At 71.0% G+C, this 17,663-nt stretch carries 15 protein-coding genes and 2 pseudogenes; 13 read left to right on the top strand and 4 right to left on the bottom strand.

Annotated features, from left to right (window positions below; all coding sequences use genetic code 11):
- Window positions 1–33: 33 nt before the first annotated feature.
- The 11 genes from ACIQD7_RS29605 to ACIQD7_RS29555 all read left to right on the top strand — a co-directional run bounded on the left by ACIQD7_RS29605 (window position 34) and on the right by ACIQD7_RS29555 (window position 12,285).
- Window positions 34–774: an SDR family NAD(P)-dependent oxidoreductase gene (locus tag ACIQD7_RS29605; protein WP_402445554.1), complete on the top strand. Its 741-nt coding sequence runs from the start codon at window positions 34–36 to the stop codon at window positions 772–774.
- Window positions 771–1,796: a TauD/TfdA family dioxygenase gene (locus ACIQD7_RS29600; RefSeq protein ID WP_402445552.1), complete on the top strand. Its 1,026-nt coding sequence runs from the start codon at window positions 771–773 to the stop codon at window positions 1,794–1,796. The genes ACIQD7_RS29605 and ACIQD7_RS29600 overlap by 4 nt, the downstream gene beginning before the upstream one ends.
- Complete coding sequence (locus ACIQD7_RS29595; RefSeq protein ID WP_121829268.1) at window positions 1,774–2,775, top strand: DMT family transporter; 1,002 nt, start codon at window positions 1,774–1,776, stop codon at window positions 2,773–2,775. The genes ACIQD7_RS29600 and ACIQD7_RS29595 overlap by 23 nt, the downstream gene beginning before the upstream one ends.
- A 432-nt stretch (window positions 2,776–3,207) precedes the next feature.
- Window positions 3,208–4,617 (top strand): amino acid decarboxylase, encoded by a 1,410-nt coding sequence (locus tag ACIQD7_RS29590; protein WP_402445551.1) that lies wholly within the window; start codon window positions 3,208–3,210, stop codon window positions 4,615–4,617.
- 47 nt (window positions 4,618–4,664) lie between these two features.
- Window positions 4,665–5,645, top strand: coding sequence for an ornithine cyclodeaminase (locus tag ACIQD7_RS29585; RefSeq protein ID WP_402445550.1), 981 nt, complete (start codon window positions 4,665–4,667; stop codon window positions 5,643–5,645).
- On the top strand, window positions 5,642–7,093 hold the full coding sequence (locus ACIQD7_RS29580; protein ID WP_402445549.1) for an MATE family efflux transporter: 1,452 nt from the start codon (window positions 5,642–5,644) through the stop codon (window positions 7,091–7,093). Before ACIQD7_RS29585 ends, ACIQD7_RS29580 begins: the two co-directional genes overlap by 4 nt.
- Window positions 7,090–8,232, top strand: a complete 1,143-nt coding sequence (gene hisC / locus ACIQD7_RS29575) for a histidinol-phosphate transaminase (RefSeq protein WP_402445547.1) — start codon at window positions 7,090–7,092, stop codon at window positions 8,230–8,232. The genes ACIQD7_RS29580 and hisC overlap by 4 nt, the downstream gene beginning before the upstream one ends.
- Window positions 8,229–9,212 (top strand): PLP-dependent cysteine synthase family protein, encoded by a 984-nt coding sequence (locus ACIQD7_RS29570; RefSeq protein ID WP_402445545.1) that lies wholly within the window; start codon window positions 8,229–8,231, stop codon window positions 9,210–9,212. Before hisC ends, ACIQD7_RS29570 begins: the two co-directional genes overlap by 4 nt.
- 118 nt (window positions 9,213–9,330) lie before the next feature.
- Window positions 9,331–10,362: an ABC transporter substrate-binding protein gene (locus ACIQD7_RS29565; protein ID WP_402445544.1), complete on the top strand. Its 1,032-nt coding sequence runs from the start codon at window positions 9,331–9,333 to the stop codon at window positions 10,360–10,362.
- Between the two features lie 82 nt (window positions 10,363–10,444).
- A complete protein-coding gene (locus ACIQD7_RS29560; RefSeq protein WP_402445793.1) occupies window positions 10,445–11,473 on the top strand; it encodes a FecCD family ABC transporter permease in 1,029 nt (342 codons plus the stop codon).
- The gene (locus ACIQD7_RS29555; protein WP_402445543.1) at window positions 11,473–12,285 is read left to right on the top strand and encodes an ABC transporter ATP-binding protein; all 813 of its coding nucleotides are present in this window, start codon (window positions 11,473–11,475) and stop codon (window positions 12,283–12,285) included. The genes ACIQD7_RS29560 and ACIQD7_RS29555 overlap by 1 nt, the downstream gene beginning before the upstream one ends.
- A gap of 597 nt (window positions 12,286–12,882) precedes the next feature.
- On the opposite strand, the gene ACIQD7_RS29550 is transcribed toward ACIQD7_RS29555, so the two are convergent.
- Window positions 12,883–13,065 (bottom strand): hypothetical protein, encoded by a 183-nt coding sequence (locus ACIQD7_RS29550; protein ID WP_402445542.1) that lies wholly within the window; start codon window positions 13,063–13,065, stop codon window positions 12,883–12,885.
- Between the two features lie 62 nt (window positions 13,066–13,127).
- Between ACIQD7_RS29550 and ACIQD7_RS29545 the strand changes: the two are divergent.
- Window positions 13,128–13,385: pseudogene (locus tag ACIQD7_RS29545) on the top strand (hypothetical protein); the annotation flags it as partial.
- A pseudogene (locus ACIQD7_RS29540) lies at window positions 13,359–14,940 on the top strand (hypothetical protein). The pseudogenes ACIQD7_RS29545 and ACIQD7_RS29540, both read left to right, overlap by 27 nt.
- On the opposite strand, the gene ACIQD7_RS29535 reads toward ACIQD7_RS29540, so the two are convergent.
- From ACIQD7_RS29535 to ACIQD7_RS29525, 3 genes are read right to left on the bottom strand one after another with little or no spacing between them, the layout of a single operon-like run.
- Window positions 14,900–15,763 (bottom strand): class I SAM-dependent methyltransferase, encoded by an 864-nt coding sequence (locus ACIQD7_RS29535; RefSeq protein WP_402445541.1) that lies wholly within the window; start codon window positions 15,761–15,763, stop codon window positions 14,900–14,902. The pseudogene ACIQD7_RS29540 and the gene ACIQD7_RS29535 sit on opposite strands and share 41 nt — an antisense overlap.
- Entirely contained in the window at window positions 15,760–16,740 is a 981-nt protein-coding gene (locus ACIQD7_RS29530) for an aromatic prenyltransferase (protein ID WP_402445539.1), read from the bottom strand. The genes ACIQD7_RS29535 and ACIQD7_RS29530 overlap by 4 nt, the downstream gene beginning before the upstream one ends.
- Entirely contained in the window at window positions 16,730–17,632 is a 903-nt protein-coding gene (locus tag ACIQD7_RS29525) for a hypothetical protein (RefSeq protein WP_402445537.1), read from the bottom strand. Before ACIQD7_RS29525 ends, ACIQD7_RS29530 begins: the two co-directional genes overlap by 11 nt.
- Between the last annotated feature and the right edge of the window lie 31 nt (window positions 17,633–17,663).

The raw sequence follows: 17,663 nt of genomic DNA, 5'->3' as shown, positions 1-17,663 counted from the left end.
GACGCCACTTCCGAGACTCAGGGGATTTCTTCCATGCAGGGCATCAGAGGGAAAAGGGTGCTGGTCACCGGCGGCGCGAGCGGAATCGGCCAGGCCACCGTCCGCCGATTCGTCGCGGAAGGCGCCCGCGTGGCGATCTTCGACCGTGACAAGCGCGCCATCGACGAAACGGTGGCGGCCATTCCGGAGATCGCCGCGGCGATCACCGTGGACGTCTCCGACGACGTCGCCGTGGCGGAGGCCTTCCAGGAACTGGAGAAGAGGTTTCCGCAGCTCGACGTAGTGATCAACAACGCCGGGATCAGCGTCCGGCACGACAGCTTCCGCTCCATCACGCCCGCCCAGTGGCGCACCGTGGTCGACACCAACCTCAACGGGGTCTTCTACGTGGCGAGCGAGGCCGTCCGCCGCATGGACGAGGGCGTGATCGTCAACATGTCCTCGATCAACGGCCTCGCCGCGTTCCCGCACTATGCGGACTACAACGCCTCCAAGGCCGGCATCCTCGCGCTCTCGCGCACGATGGCCGTCGAACTCGCGCCCGGGATCCGGGTCCTCGCGCTCGCCCCCGGGGCCGTGCTCACGCCCATGCAGCGGGCCGAGTACACCGACGAGATGCTCGACGAGGTCAACGCCAACATCCCGCTCGGGCGTCACGCCGACCCCTCCGAGATCGCCGGCTTCCTCGTCTACCTGGCCTCCGACGAGGCACGCTTCATGACCGGTCAGCACTACATCGTCGACGGCGGCGAGACTGCGAGGGCAGCGCTGTGACCCGTACCACCACCCACGTCCCCATGCCGACCGTCGACATCTCCTCCTGGGCGGAGACGATCCGGCGCCATGCCGTACGCGCCAACCCCTACCGGGAGTTCGAGCGCACCGCCGCGCACGCCGAGGAGGCGCTCGCCTCCCTCGACCACGACGACGTCCGCGCCCTGCTCGAATTCAAGCGCAAGGGCGGGCCCGGCGGGCGGCTGCTGATACGCAACGGCGCGATCGACCCCGACCTCATGCCCACCACGGAGTCCACGGAGGACATCGAGAACGGAAAGGGCACCTACTACAGCGAGTTCACGCTGATCATGCTCGGCAAGCTGCTCGGCGAGCCCTTCAGCTACAGCCAGGAGCGCAACGGCGCGATCATCCACAACGTGCGTCCGGCCAAGCACAACGAGACCAACATCTCCTCGGACAGCTCGGCGGTCATCCTCGACCTCCACAACGAGAACATCTACCACCCGGTCCAGCCCGACTACCTGATGCTCAGCGGGCTGCGCCGCGACCCGGCCGGGGTCGCCAAGACGCTCGTGATCGGCGCGGACGAGATCCTGCCGCTGCTCAGCGCGGAGGACGTCGACACGCTCTCCTCGTTCCAGTTCCGTACGAGCGTCGACTACAACTTCGGCAACAGCGACGCCGAGCGCGGCAACGGCCCCGCGATCCGGGTGCTCTTCGGCGACCCGGCCTCACCCATGATCGCGTACGACGACGAGTACATCGCCGGCACGAACCCCCGCGCCCAGGAGGCCCTGGACCGGCTGCGCGTGATCCTGCACGAGAACATGTACGCCGTCGACCTCGGGCCGGGCGAGACCCTGCTGCTCGACAACCTCAAGACCGTCCACGGCAGGACCGCCTTCACGGCACGCTACGACGGGACCGACCGCTGGCTGCAGCGGCTGCTGGTCTCGCGTGACCTGCGCCGCGCCGAGATGCTGCTCGGTGACACGCGGCGGACCGTGGAGTGGAACTACGAGCCCGGGAAGTTCTATGGCTACGTCGACTACCGATGACCCCGCCCTCCTCACCGACGCCAGGGCGGAGAAGCGGCACGACCGGGTCGCCCTCCTCGCGATCTTCGCGATCCCGCTGATCTGGGGCATCGGCTTCCCGCTGACGCACAACGCCGTGGCCGTCGTCGACCCCGGCCTGTACGCCTTCGCCCGCTCCCTGGTCGCGACGGTCGCCCTGCTGCCGTTCGCCCTGCCGGTCGCGCTGCGGGCCAGTCGCAAGGCGGTCCTGGGCGGGCTCGTGCTCGGCCTGTTCAGCGCGCTCAACATCGTCAGCCAGAGCTACGCGCTGCACTACCTCTCCTCGGCCAGTACGGCGTTCTGCGTGACGATGTGCATCGTCTTCATCCCCTTCGTCTCGGCCGCGCTCGGCCAGGGCTGGCCGTCGAAGGTGGACCTCGCCTCGGTGGTCGTCGGTGTCGTCGGCGCGTTCATCGTGCTCGGACCCGACCTCGACGACATCTCCGTCGGCTACCTGTGGGGCGGGCTCGCCGCCTTCGCCATCGCCATGACCATCTCGATCATCGGCAAGCTGACCTCCGAGCCCGAGTCCGGACAGGTCGACCGGCTGGCCCTGGGCTTCTTCCAGGTCCTGTTCGGCACGCTCGCCCTGCTGTACTTCCCGTTCCAGCGGGACCTCGCGCCGCTCGCCGAGACCAAGGTGTGGATCGCGATCGTCTTCATGGGCGTCATGTCGACCGCCCTCGCGATCTACCTCCAGACCCGCTACCAGCGGCGCGTCGGCAGCGCGCGCACCTCGGTCATCTTCAACCTCGACCTGGTGTTCGCCAGCCTCTTCGGGCTGGTCAACCGCGAGTCGCTGAGCCTGTCGCAGATCTTCGGCGGCGCGGTCATCTTCCTCGCGTCGATGCTGGAGAGCCTGCAGAACATGTGGACGAAGGCGCGGTCGAAGGAGAAGCCGGAGCCGGCGCCGGGACCGGATCCCGTCGCGGCCGCCCCCCGCTCGGACGGCACTCTCTAGGCGGTACGGAGGTTCGCCGCGGAGCCCGCCGGGCTCCGCGGCGAACCCGTCGTCTTCTCCTTCTCCGGGTGGATCAACCGGTGCGATACGGCCACCGCCCGCTCTCCTTCATGAAGAAGACCGTCGCTTTTCTCGGGATCTCGATCAACACGCCCGGGAGGGGTCTCGGAGGCGGTGGAGGTCCCGAGGCGGGTCGGTGATGATCTCGGGCTTCGACGGACTTCGGTTGGCCGTCGCCGACCGATCGCACGGTCTCCGGGCCGACGCGTGTGACCTTCAGGACGACTGCCTCGGCCGGTCGCTTCGCGGCTCGACGCGTTCTCCCGATCGGGCGCCTGATCTGTTCCCTTTACGCACCTTTCGCACCTCGACTTGGGGCCCTTTCTCGGAGTCTTATTGAAAATGAGTGTCATCATCGTATAGAAGTACGATGTGCTCATCTCCCGACAGCGTTCGGAGCGCCCGATGGCCGGAGCCCGGCCCTTCGCGCTCACCGCACTCCGGCATCCCGTGGTCTCCAGGCTCCTGGCGGACCACCGCGCCCTGCTCGCCGACCTCCTGGACGGCCTGGGGTCACCGCTGCACGTCGTGCTGCCTGAGGTCTTCGAGGAGAACGTCGGAGAACTCCGCCGGGCGTTCGCGGAGTCCGGCGCCACCGCCGACATCCTGTTCGCCAAGAAGGCGAACAAGGCCGACTGCTATGTCACTTCGGCCGCAGCCCTGGGCATCGGCGTCGATGTCGCCGGCGCCCCCGAACTGGTCAAGGCGCTGGCCGGGGGAGTGCCCGGTCGTCGGATCGGCGTGTCCGGCCCGGAGAAGGACGACGCGCTGCTCGCACTCGCCGTCCAGCACGGCTGTCTGGTCGCCGTCGACTCGATCAGCGAACTGAGGAGACTCGCGGGGACCGCGCGGCTCGCCGGGCGCCGGGCCGCGGTACTGCTGCGGTCCCGTACGGCCGGGCAGCCGGGAAGCCGCTTCGGCCTGTCCGGCGACGAGCGCCGTGCCGCCGTGGGCCTGTGCGGGGAACTCGCCGACCACCTCGTCCTCCGGGGATTCTCCTTCCATCTGAACGGCTACTCCCCGGCGGAGCGTGCGACGGCCGCGAACGAGATGATCGAGCACTGCCTCGACGCCCGGCGGCGCGGCTCGCTCCCCGCCGAACTCGTCGACATCGGCGGCGGTCTGCCCGTCCGCTACGTCGAGCCGAGGCTGTGGAACGAGTTCCTCGCGCAGAACGAACCTGCCCACTACCACGCCGCCAAGGACTTCGAGGACTTCTATCCGTACGGGGGGCAACCGGCCGCCGAGGCCGTGCGGGCGATCATGGCGCACCCGGTCGGCGGCGGCGAGAGCCTGTCGGCGAAAGCGAACCGCCACGGCATCCGGTTCGTCGTCGAGCCCGGCCGGGCCCTCCTGGACCAGGCCGGGTTCACGATGTACCGCGTCCAGCAGGTCGACGACCGCCGGGAGTCCGACGGGTACGCGATCGTCACCGTCGCGGGCAGCAGCTTCAGCCTCTCCGAGCAGTGGTTCGGCAGCGACTACCTCCCCGATCCCCTGCTGATCTCCGCCGGGTCCGCCGCCGACGAGCTCTTCCCGGCGTGCGTCGCGGGATCGACCTGCCTGGAGAGCGACATGGTCACCTGGCGGAAGATCGGCTTCCCGCGGCCCGTGCACCGCGGTGACCACCTGGTCTACCTCAACACGGCCGGCTACCAGATGGACTCCAACGAGTCCCCGTTCCATGACGCCCCCCTGCCGTCGAAGGTCGTGCTCCGGCTCGGCGGCGACCTCGGCGTCGACGGGGCCCCGCCCCGCTGGCGACTGGACGGAATCCACTGAGACCTCTGACCCGTCCGATGCGAACACCCTTGAAGGAGAAGGCTCCTATGTCCCCGAGCTACGCCCCGCCCGGGCAGTTGTGGCTCTTGCCGCAGGCGCAGCAGGAAGGCCTCGACCTCGACCACCGTCAGGTGATCGCGGTCGTCGAACAGGCCTACCGCGCGCTGCGCGAAGGCGGCTCGAACAACCCGGTGAAGACGATCATCGACGACCCCGACCACCGCTCGCTGAGCTACTCGATGGTGGCCAGGGACGCCGGCAGCGGCACCGTCTGCTTCAAGGCCGTCTACGAGTTCGATCCCCGGCGGACGAGGGACGCCTACGGCTTCCACTCGTTCGTCTTCCTGGTCGACGACACCACCGGCGCCCCCATCGCGCTGATGGACGTGGTGAAGCTCGGCCCCCTGCGGTCCTCCGCCACCACCGCCCTGTTCGCCCGCGCGGCCCGCCCCGACGCGCGCACCGCCCTCGTCGTCGGCACCGGCGTCCAGGGGCAGGCGGCCCTGCCGATGCTCGTCGCGGGCCTGCCGGAGCTGGAGCGGCTGCGGGTGTTCGGCACCTATCCCGAGGGGTTGCGCGCCGTCCGGGACAGCGTCGGCGGCCGTGAGGTCGAGGTCGTCGAGGACCTTCGTGAAGCCGCCGGTGAGGCGGACATCGTGATCGGTGCCGCCGGCCTCTCCGCCACGGAGGAGGTACGGCGCGACTGGATGAAGCCGGGCTCGGTCGCCGTACTCCTCGGGTACGGCGTACACGCCGACGTGTGCCACGGCGCGGACTACCGGATCGCCACCGACACCGCCCAGATGCACGCCACCTGCGACGACCTGCGGGGCCCGGACGGCGGCCTGCCGTCCGTGGACGCCCAGCTGCCGGACATCCTGCTCGGCCGGGCGCCCGCCCGGCGCGGCCCGGAGGACGTGGTCTTCGCCTACAACAGCGGCATGGCGGTCACCGACGCCGCCCTGGGCCGGTACATAGCCGATCTCGCGCTGGCGAGCGGGCGCGGGGAAAAGGTCGACTTCTGGTGAGCACCGACACGACCGACACGACCGACAAGACCGGCGCGACCCGGGCCGAAGAGGCGGGCGTCGGATGGTGGGTCGCGAACTCCCGCGCGCTGCTCAAGCTCGCGCTCCCGCTGATCCTGACCAACTTCGCCTACGTCGCGCTGACCACCGTGGACATCGTGATGCTGGGCAGGCTCGGCGCGGTGGAGATCGCCGCCGCCGGTCTGGCCATCGCGCTGTTCAACCAGCTGCGCACCACCGGAACCGGCCTGGTCACCGGGGTCGGCAACCTGGTGGCCGAGGCGCGGGTGCGGGACGACGGGGAGCGGATCGGCGCGCTGCTGTTCGCGGGGTTCTTCTGGGCGACCGTGTGCGGCGTGGTGTTCTGCGCGGCACTCCTGCTGATCGGCCCGCTGCTCGTCCTGCTGGGCCAGGACCCGACCGTGGTCGACAAGGCGGGTGAGTTCCTGATGGTCCTGGCGCCGGGCATGCTGCCGTGCCTGTGGTTCCAGAACCTGCGGCACTTCACCACCGGACTCAAGCGGCCCGGGCCCCTGTTGGTCATCACGCTGGTTTCGGTCGGCGTGACCATCGGTCTCAACTACGTACTCATTCACGGGAAGTTCGGTCTGCCCGCGTTCGGCTTCGTCGGTGTCGCGATCGCCACCGTCACCGTGTTCCTGCTCTCCTTCCTGGCGTTCGTCGCGGTGATCCTGCGCGACGGTGTCCTCCGCCCGTACCTCACCTCGCCCGCGGCGAGGCGCTGGAACGGCGACGCGGTCCGGTCGGTCTGGCGTCTGGGCCTGCCGATCTCGGGGACGTACGCCTCGGAGGCCGGGTTCTTCAGCGTGCTCACCCTGGTCATCGGCTCCCTGGGCGTGGAGGCGCTGGCCGCGCAGACGGTGCTCAACCAGATCGTCTACATCGTCTTCATGATCTCCGCCGGACTCTCCCACGCGGCGTCGATCCACATCAGCGAGGCCGACGGCGGCAACGACTACGTGACGGCCCGCAGGACGGGCCTCCTCGGCACGGCCTGGGGCGTGATCGCGACGCTGCTCGTCGCGGTCGTGTACCTGGTGATCCCGAATCCGATCGTGTCGCTGTTCGTCTCGGCCGAGCACGCCGACAACGCCGACGTCATCGCGCTGACCGTGACCGGGCTGCTGATCGCCGCCCTCATGCAGGTCTTCGACGCCACCCAGAACATCGGCAACGGCATCCTCCGCGGCATCGGCGACACCGCGGGCCCCTTCCGGATCTCCCTCGTCGGTTACTGGCTGATCGGCCTCCCCGCGGGCTACCTGCTCGGGGTCACGGCCGACTGGGGCGTCGAGGGCGTCTGGATCGGCCAGACCATCGGCCTCGCGGCCACCGCCGCCATCCTGCTGGCCGCCTTCCTGCGCCGCGTCGACCGGCTCCACCGGGAGACGTCCGGCGCACCCGTTCCCCCATCGGAGTCGTCATGAACCCCACCCTCGCGCCGGTCACCTCGGTCTCCCTGATACGCGGGGAGGTGGCGGGCCTGCCCGGCTACGACCCCGGCGCCGACCCCGACGAGGTCGCCGCCCTCAGCGGCGCCGGACGTGTCATCAAGCTCTCCAACAACGAGAACCCGTACGGCGCTTCTCCCGCGGTCGCGGAGGCCGTCCAGGCAGTGCTGGCCGGCGGTGTCTCCCGCTACCCGGATCCCGCCGGCAAGCGCCTGGCCGAGGCCATCGGGACGAGCCTGGACGTGCCGGCCGAGCGCGTGGTGCTCGGCAACGGTTCGGAGAACATCCTGGAACTGCTGTGCCAGGCCGTGCTGGACGCCGGTGACCTGGTGGTCACCCAGGCCCCCGGATTCAGCCTGCACGAGATCTTCCCCCGCGTGATGGGCGCCCGGGTCCACAAGGTCCCGGTCACCGCCGAGTTCGGGTTCGACGCGGCCGCCTGGCGCGACGCGCTGGCCGCCGGCCCCAAGCTCGTCTTCCTCGCCAACCCGTGCAACCCCACGGGTGCGATGCTCGACGCCGGCGAGCTGGAGCAGGTCGTGGCCGCCGTCCCCGAGTCGGCCCTGCTGGTGCTCGACGAGGCGTACGGCGAGTTCGCCCGCACCCGCCCGGACTACCCCGACGGCCTCGACGCGCTCCGCGCGCTGGACCGGCCGTGGATCGTCCTGCGCACCTTCTCCAAGGCCTACGGCCTGGCGGGCGTCCGGGTGGGCTACGGCATCGCCTCCGACACGGCCCTGATCCAGGCGCTGGACCGGGTCCGTACCCCGTACAACGTGAACCGGCCGGCGCAGGACGCCGCCGTCGCGGCACTGGGCGACCGGGAGCACCTCGCGGAAACGGTTCGCCGGACGGCGCTGGAGATCGCCAGGGTCACCGACCGCCTGCGCGGCGCGGGACTGCGGGTGGTCCCGTCCTCGGCCAACTTCCTCTTCATCGACACCGGCCGCGCCTCCGACCGGGTGGCCCGGAAGCTGCACCGCGCCGGAATCATCGTCAAGGCGTGGCGCGAGCCGGGATACGAGACCTACATCCGAGCCTCTCTGTCCACCCCCGGAGACAACGACGTCTTCGTACGGTGCCTGACGGAGATCTGCGCGAAGGACACGACGTGATCAGGACCAAGATCTCCGACCTGGTGGGGCGCACACCCCTGCTCAAGCTCCACACCGCGGAAGGCGGGGCGACCGTCCTGCTGAAACTGGAGCAGTTCAACCCCACCGGTACCGCCAAGATCCGGATGGCCAGGAACATGGTCGACGAGGCGGAGGAGGCCGGACTGCTCGCCCCCGGCGGATGGCTGGTCGAGTCCACCTCCGGCAACACCGGTCTCGGCCTGGCGCTCATCGCCGCCGAGCGCGGTTACAAGTTCACGGCCGTGGTGGACAACCACTCCAGCGCGGACAAGCTGCGCGGTATGCGCGCCTACGGGGCCGACATCCTCAACGTCGCCGGGGACGAGGACGGCCTCGCCACCGCCGAACGCGACACCACGGCCGAGCGGCTCGCGGCCGAGCACGGCGCCTACTGGACCGCGCAGCACCGCAACCAGGGCAACCCCAACGGCTACCGGCCGCTCGCCCGCGAGCTCCACGACGACCTGGGCGACGACATCCAGTACCTGTACGGAGCCGTCGGCACCGGTGGTTCGCTCTGCGGCACCGGTCGCTTCCTGCGGGAACGCATCCCCGACCTGAGGATCGTCGGCGTCGAACCGGAGGGATCCGTCCTCTTCGGCGGAAAGGGCGCGCCCTACCACCAGTCCGGCACCGGCACCCCCGAGGGCTCCGAGATCGGCCCCGTCGTCGACTACGAACTGATCGACCGGGGACTCAAGGTCGGCGACGCGGAGGCCTTCGAGACCTGCCGCTTCCTGGCGAGGAACTTCGGTCTCCTGGTGGGTGGTTCGGCGGGCGGCGTGGTCTACAAGGCCCTGGAGCAGGCGCAGAGCGCGCCGCCGGGATCCACCATCGTCGTACTGGTCTGCGACGGCGGCGACAAGTACCTCGACACCGTGTTCGACGACGACTGGATGGCCGCCAACGGCCTCTTCGACGAGCAGGTCGTCCACCGGCTGGCCGCGCTGCTGCGGTAGGCGCGCGACCTGGGCGTCAGCGCAGTCTCCCCGACGCCCCGGGCCTGCCCGGAGTCATCAACTCCCTTTCCCCTCTTTACCTTTCTCCCCTTCTCCATGGACTGGTAGCCTCCTCATAATGAGAACGAAAACGATTGTCATAATCGGTACGGCTCTGGCGGCACTCACGGCCACCGGATGCGGAACGGACGCGTCCTCCGAGGCCGACGCGAAGGCCAAGGGCGCGGCGACGGCGACGAGCGCGACGACCTATCCGTTCACGCTCGAGAACTGCGGCACCGACGTGACCTACAAGGCCGCGCCGAAGAGGGCCGTCACGCTGAACCAGACCGCCGCGGAGATCCTCATCCACCTCGGGGTGGGGGACCGGATCGCCGGCACGGGTTACGAGATCGAGAAGACGCCGCCCGCGATCGCCGCTCCGTACGAGAAGATCCCGGTCCTGTCCGCGCCCGGGGCGGAGATCAAGCACGAGAAGCTGCTGGAGGCCCAGCCGGACTTCGTCTACGGCTCCTTCGCCAGCATGTTCACCAAGGAGCAGTCCGGTGAGCGCAAGCAGCTCCACGACCTGGGCGTGCCCACCTATCTGACCGAGTTCGACTGCACGTACCACGAGAGCGTGGCGAACGCGGACTTCACCATGCTGTTCGAGGAGTACCGCCGCCTCGGCAGGATCATGGGCGTGCCCGAGGCCGGCGAGAAGCTGGCGGCCGAGCAGAAGGCCGTGGTGGACAAGGCGGTCGGCGCCGTCGAGAAGCGCGACAAGCCGCTCAAGGCGATGTGGTTCTACTCCACCTACGAGGGCACACCCTGGGCGGCCGGTCCGGGTGGTCTGCCGCAGCACGTCTCCGAGCTCGTCGGGGTCGAGAACATCTTCGCCGACGCCAAGACCAAGTGGGCCGAGGTGAGCTGGGACGAAGTCGCCGCACGGAACCCCGACGTCATCATCCTGGCCGACCTGACCCGGGGCGAACCCAACGACACCGCCGAGGAGAAGATCCAGCTCCTCAAGAAGGACCCGCTCACCAGCAAGCTCGCCGCGGTGAAGGGCGACAGGTTCATCACCATCCCCGGCAGCCACATGGACCCCGGCTATGGCAGCGCGTCCGCCGTCCCCGTCCTGGTCGACGGCCTGAACAAGCTCGGCTGACCCCTCCACCATCATGACGACGAGTTCACACACGACCGCCGCGCGCACCGGAGCCCCGATCACCAGGGGTGAGAAGGCTCCGGTGCGACGGCGGCGCACCACGACCGTGGTGCTCCACCTCCTCGCCGTGACCGGACTCCTGGTGTCGATCGTCACCGCGTCGCTGTTCGGCAGCGCGGACGTCCGGCCCCTGGACGTGGTCTCCACGATCCTCCGGCACATCGGTCTGGGCGGCATCGCCCCCACCCCGCCACTGCCGGGCCTGCTCGACGCCCTGATCTGGGAGTCCCGATTCCCCCGGGTGCTGCTGGCCGTGGCCATCGGCATGGCCCTCGCGGTCTCGGGCGCCGTCCTGCAAGCGGTCACCAGGAACCCCCTCGCCGACCCCTACCTCCTCGGAGTCTCCTCCGGCGCCTCCACCGGCGCCGTCGCCGTGCTCCTGCTGGGCATCGGCGGAAGCGTCTCCCTGTCGACCGGAGCCTTCGCCGGCGGACTGGTCTCCTTCGGCCTGTTGCTGCTCCTGCTCGGCGGAGGGCGCGTCGCCAGCCCCTCCCGCGTGGTGCTGACCGGCGTGCTCGTGTCCCAGTTCTTCGCCGGAGTCACGTCGGTCATCCTCATGGTCAACGGGGACGCGAACTCGACACGCGGCTTCACCTACTGGCTGCTCGGCACCCTCGGCGGCGCCCGGTGGGAGGGGGTGACCGTCACCGTCCTGGTCATCCTGGCCGGGGTGGTCGCCCTCCAGTTCTTCGCGCCCGCCCTCGACGCCTTCACCTTCGGGTGGGACTCCGCGACGGCCCTGGGGATCAACGTCACCGCGGCCCGGATCTGGCTCATGGTGCTGACCTCGGTCATCACGGCCGCCGCCGTGGCCGCCTCCGGAGCGATCGGCTTCATCGGGCTGCTCGTCCCGCACGGCGTCCGCATCGTGACGGGCCCCGCGCACCGCTCCCTGCTCCCCCTCTCCGCGATCGTCGGCGCCGTCTTCCTCATCTGGGTGGACGTGTTCGCGCGGACGGCGTTCGCGCCCCACGAACTGCCGGCCGGCGTCATCACCGCGCTCCTCGGCGCGCCCGCGTTCGCGCTGGTCCTGAAGCGTCTGGAGGCCTGATGGGCCGCATCACCACCCACCGGCTCTCCTGGTCGGTCAAGGGCCACCGACTCCTCGACGGCATCGACATGGCGGTCCACGACGGGAAGGTCGTCGGACTCCTCGGCCCCAACGGCTCCGGCAAGTCGACCCTGCTGCGCCTGCTCGCAGGACTGCGCCGCCCCGACACCGGAACCGTCCGCTACGACGACACCAGCCTGAGCGACCTCGGCCGCCGGGTGCTGGCCCGACGGCTCGCCGTCGTCGAGCAGGACGTGTCCGCCCACCACCACGTCAACGTCCGCCAGGTCGTGGAACTCGGCCGCACCCCGTTCCGCGGCCGCTTCGACGCACTCACCGAGCGCGACCGGCGGATCGTCGACGAGGCACTCGAACGGACCGAGATCACCGACAAGCAGCACCGGAGCTGGCACACCCTCTCCGGCGGGGAGAAACAACGCGCCCAGCTCGCCCGCGCCCTCGCCCAGGAGCCCCGGGAGATCCTGCTCGACGAACCCACCAACCACCTGGACATCCGTCACCAGCTGGAACTCCTCGACCTGCTGACTTCGCTGGACGTCACCTGTGTCGTCGCCCTGCACGACCTCAACCTCGCGGCGCGGTACTGCGACCACCTCGTCCTCCTCGACCAGGGTGAGGTGGCCGCGGCCGGGGCCCCGGAGGACGTGCTGACCCCGGACCTGATCAAGCGGGTCTACGGCGTGGAGGTGCTCGTCGACCGTGAACCGGCCACCGGGACCCTGCGCGTCACCTACCTGGCCACGGCCGCGCGAACGGCCGCCGTGCCGACAGGGCGACCTGCTCCCCGGTAGGACCTGCCGCCCGGCGTCAGAGGGCGAGGCTCACCAGGACCCCGTCCCGGCCGTCACGCGGGGTGGTCCGGAGCGCTCCGGACCACCTCCACCCGGGCGGTCCGCCGGGCCTGCCTCGCGAGGGCGCTCCCTGCGCCGAGGTCTCGGGACCGGGAGGGGGCCGCACACGGTTGACGGTTCCGCAGTGCGCGACCAGCGGACGATGGCCCCGTCCACTTTCCCCGGGAGGCGCTCACCCCTGCCCGGTCTCGGAGGACTTCTCCCGGAAGAGCAAGGAGAGCGAGGGGCACAAGAAAGCCGTCCTCTCCCTCGCGTGATGCCGGGTCGCCATCCGGTGGGCCGTGAACCGGTCCGGTGCGAGAGGCCCTTCGACGAGGTCGGTGCGCCGTCGGTGCGGTCAGCCGCAGCAGTCGCATCCGGGACGGCCGCCGCACGCGTCGGACTCGGACCGGCCGGCGGAACGGCCGCGGCTACGGAGGCGAGGGCCGACGGCTCGCCGCCAGGACCCCCGCAAGCCCGTCAAGTCCCGCCCCGACCCGCTGGACGCGGCCGAGGGCGTCGGTGCCCAGCGGATGCGCGGAACCGGGAAGCGCGGGGTCAGGGCCGGTACACGAGTTCCAGGAGGACGGCGGCGATGAGGAACCAGGCTCCGACGCCGAGCACCCACACGCTGCCGGTCGCGATGCCCAGGGCGCAGAGGACGAAGGCGCCGAGAGCGAGGGCCGCCGAGCGGCGGCGCATACTGCGGTCGGCCGGCATCCGGCCGACGGATCTGCTCATGAGGCGACCGTAGAACAGCACCGCCGGGAACGGGCCGCCGCGAGCCGGCTCTTCACGGGTTCATGACGCGGTGGGCGGCTCCGGGCACGCCAAGGGGATGTCGGAAGAAGAGCGCGCGACGACAAGAACGCGCCAGGAAGCGCGGACGTCATCCGGTTCGGGACGGACGCTGGGCCGAGCCCCTCGACAGAGCAGGGACGCGACACGGACCGACGGCCGTCACCGGCCTCGCCGCGCTGTCGCTGGACGCGATGGCGTCGGTGGCGTACGGGCCCGAGGCCATCGTCCTGGTCCTGGCGGCCGCCGGCGGTCACGGGCTCGTCCGGGGCAACACCGACGGGCGGCTCGAACTCTTCGTCCGGGGCGCCGACAACCAGATCTGGCACCGGGTCCAGAAAGCGCCCAACGGTTCGAGCTGGAGCGGCTGGGAGGCGCTGCCGGGCACGTGGACGGGCAACCCCACCGCCGTCGTCTCCGGGAACGGGCGCGTCAGCGTCTTCGCGCGCAAGCCCGACGGACGCCTGCGGGTGACGGCGCAGAAGCGTCCGAGCACGCCCGACACCCCCTGCCCGCGGACAACTGGGCCCCCTGGCAGGAGATCGGGACCGGATACACCGGCAACGTCACCGTGGCGCTCAACAACCGCAAGGAGGGCACGTTCCTCCAGGTCTTCGGCAACCGCGGCGGGAACGGACTGTGGACCGTCTCCCAGTCCGAGCCCGGCACGGGCAAGAACCCGACGGGCACCTGGGCCGCGGACGGTGCGCAGAGGATCGGCCCCGCGGTGCCCGGCCGTCCCGTCGTCGTCCCCCACAGCGACGGCCGCCTCGCCGTCTACGGCATCGACGCCGACGGCCACGTCGCCTACCGGACGCAGACGAGTTCCTCCGCCCAGACCGCTCCGAACGGGATCTGGGCCGCCGGCTGGAAGGCCCTCGGCGACCGGCAGGTCGATTCCCTCGCGGTGCGCTCCGCGTCGCTCGGAACGTCCACCGCGTTCGACGTGTTCGCCATCGGAAAGAACTCGACCACGCTCCACCAGCGGTCCCGCCTGTCCGTCGGCACGGGTGACGGCAGCCGCGAGGACGTCTGGCTCGACTGGGCCGTCCTCTCGCCCGTCGGCTCCGGACCGTGCTCGGGCACCGGCTCCCTGGAGTGCCTGAGCATCGAGAGCACCGATCTGAAGTTCGTCCTGGGCCTGGGGAACTCGCTGGACCCCGACGGCAACGTCACCCGGGACGCGGAGCGCGGCCGCGTCCACGTTCCGCCTGCGCCACCGCTCCGATCCCGACAGCCGCCTGACCGCGCTGGCGGAGGACGCCTGGTCGCACACCGCCAGGAAGGTGGAGCTGATCGACTGCGACACCGACGGGGAGAACGACCACAACACCTGGCGGCTCGGCAACAAGTCCCCGAGCCCGGGACAGACGACGGCGACCGCTCCCGGGGTGCTGGACATCGTCCTGAAGCAGGCCGCCGAACGGTGTGCGGTGAGCCCCGAGACCACCACGTGCGAGTTCGTCGCCCTGGAGACGCCGAAGGCGTACCGGGCCGCCGAGGGGTGCGTGAGCGGGCAGGTGCTGTACAGCCAGAGCCCCGACCGGGACGCGGAGTACTCCAGTGGAGATCGCACCCGTCCTGCGCGAGACGATCGGGTACTGGAAGATCACGCTGGACGGCCACACATGGACGGTGCCGGGCCACAACGTCTCGTACGCCAAGAGCGGCACGAGCGGCGCCACCACCTACATCGTCCCGCGCACTTCCGACACCCCGTCGCGGGGTGAACGCGCCCCGTGGAGGTCCCGCCGACCCTTGTCCGGGCGTGCTCCGGTCAAGGGGTCGGCCGGGCCGGGGCGGTGGCCCAGACGGTGACGGCGGTCGGCATGATCAGCACGGCGCCCGCCGCGTCCAGTTCCGCGCGCATACGGTCCTCGAGCCCGATCGCCTCCTGGTCGGTGGCCGTCCCGCCGCCGGGGCCGGAGGGGCGCGGGCACAGCGTGCGGTAGGTGTGCACGGCGAGCGGGAGGACCAAGGGGTCCTCGACCCCGCCCATCGGCGTCGTGGCGGAGATCCCCGCCGGGGCGAGCCCCGCCCGGCGGAACAGGGAGTAGAGGCGTGCGCCCGCACCCCGGTCCTTCCCGCCGGTACGGAGCGCCTCGCCGATGCTCCGCAGCACCGCTCCGGCGAGGGGGGTTTCCGGGACGGTCCGGAGCGCGTGGTTGTCGAACTCCTGGAAGGCGATCAGGCCCCCGGGGCGGACCAGGCCGGCAAGGCGGCGCAGGAAGGCGGCCGGCTCGTCCTGATGCCCCAGGACGAGCCGGCCGACCAGCGCGTCCACCGGTTCGTCGAGGGCGATGTCCGGCAGCGTCGCCCGGCGGAAGTCCACGGTGCCCGCCCTGCCCGCCCCGGGACCCCGGTCCCGGTCGCTCAGCCGGGCACGTGCCAGGTCCAGCGCCTCGGGCGCGGCGTCCACCCCGGTCACGGAGCCGCCGGGGCCGACCGCTTCAGCGACGATGAACGTCACGTCCCCGGCGCCGCAGCCCGCGTCCAGGACCCGCATCCCGGGCCCCAGCCCCGCCTGCCGGAACGCCCGCGCCGTGACGGGCCCGTACAGCCGGGCCTGGAGGAGGAGCCGGTCCATCTCGGCGGGAGCGTGTCCGAGGGTGTAGGCCGGGACCGGGGCGTCCGGCCTCACGGGGCACCGCCCGGCGCCGCCAGCGCGGGGTCGGTGGTCTCGGACCCGCTGAAGAAGGTGTTCCAGCCGCGGATGAGGTCCACCAGATCTCCGCAGTGGCTCCGTTCCGCCTTGACGTAGGTCGCGCCGCCCGCGCCGAAGGACCAGGCGACCGCGTTCATGTCCTCGGGGTCGTAGGAGGGTGCGGTGGCGAAGAAGGTGCGCAACCGGCCGCCGAGGGAGGGGAACCGGCCGGGCGGCAGTTTCAGCGCGTAGAACGCGACCCGCTCCACCTCACCGGTTGCGGGGGAGACGGTGACCGAGAAGGTGTAGGCGCCCCGGGAGAGGAAGGCGGCCATCTCGCCGAACAGCCGCTCCCCGGGCGGCTCGGCGCCCGCCAGGGCCGTGAACCGCCGGCACTGCTCCGGGTCGACGGGCCCGCGGGCGCGGAAGTAGAGGTTCACGGTCCGGTGGCGGTAGTCCACCGCGACATGCCGTACGTGGTCCAGCCCCAGCCCGTGGAAGACGGGGGCCGTTCGCCGCAGTGCGCCGGGAATCCCGGGGGCGCCGAGGACGTCGTCCAGGGGCCGGGTGCCCGCCAGATACACCCACGTCTTGGTCGGCCCGAGGGCCGCGTCGAAGTCGCAGGACTGCTCCGGAGCACCTCCGTACAGACCGCTCCACGTCCGTACGAGCCCGGCCAGCGGGTCGTCACCGGTGATGAAGCCCGCGCGCTGGGCGATGGTCACGGTGTCCGTGGGGCGGCGCGCGTAGAAGCGGTAGTCGAGCCCCGCTCCGGGCCGGTCGGTGGTCCGCCAGAGCACGGCTCCCTCGTGGAACGCCGGGGCGTAGGCGTCCAGCACCGTGTTCGTGACGTCCTCGGAGTACGGTGCGCCGAGGGCCGTGGCGGTGGCCCGCAGATCGGCGAGGAACCGTGTCCGCGAGAAGCGGTCGGCGGCGGACGGGTGTCGTCGTCCGTCGTTCTCGTCATGCGCCATCAGCGGGGCTCCCGTCATGGGTGAGTTCCAGTCGTCCGCCGGAGGCGGTGAAGTACAGCACCGAGCGGCCGCCCGTCCCCGCGCCTTCGTGGGGATTGTGGCCGCCGCCGTCCGGGACCATCGCCAGGTCGTCGACCAGCAACGACCGCACGAGGCCCAGGCCGCCGTCGGCGGGACGGGTGACGCGCAGGGCGAAATGGTCTTCGCGGCACGAGCGCCGCTCGGCCGCCGCGACGGGGTCGTCCCGCCGCGGCCTGGGGAACACGAACACTTCGAGGCCCCGGGAAGGGCCCGTCGCGCGGGCGGTCCGGGCCTTGACGATCGAGACGTCGCGGTCGGCCGCGTCCAGGCCGTGACGCCGCGTCAGCCAGTCCCGTACCACCACGCTCGGCACCGGCCCGTGCACCTCGAACTCCCACCGGCGCAGGACGTCGACCACGTCCTCGACGCGGTCGGGGAAGACCAGCGTCGCGACGTGGTCGAACACGCACCACGACGCCAGCGACGCCATCACCCCCGGATCCACGCCGCCGCCGGCCACCTCCTCCACCACTCGCCGCAGGCCGTACCCCTCGACCACGTCGACCAGCCGACGCAGACGGCCCCGGTCCTCGTCACCCAGCACGTCACACCCCCGCTCTCCCCACCCGCACCGCGCCCGCGAATCCGATGGAATTCGGGCGGTCCGCCGGAGATCGGCCCAGGAGACCCCGACGACACGGTGTCCCTCCCCGTGACGGGAGATCTCCCTTCCGCCACCGGTGACAGGACGGCCGTCCTTCTTGCGGCGCGGAGTGAAGACGACTTCCAGACCTGGATTTCCGCCTTCGGAGTGAAACGTGCACCCTGCGACGGCGTAGATCTGTTCGACGCGCGGCAGTGCCACCGTCACCCGTCCACCGGTGCCGGGAGGCCCGGGCCGC

Origin of the sequence: Streptomyces sp. NPDC093071, assembly GCF_044754545.1 — a bacterium.
In the GTDB taxonomy this organism is placed as follows: domain Bacteria; phylum Actinomycetota; class Actinomycetes; order Streptomycetales; family Streptomycetaceae; genus Streptomyces.
The sequence above is the reverse complement of the archived record's forward strand: the minus strand, read 5'-3'. Positions and strand labels throughout refer to the sequence as shown.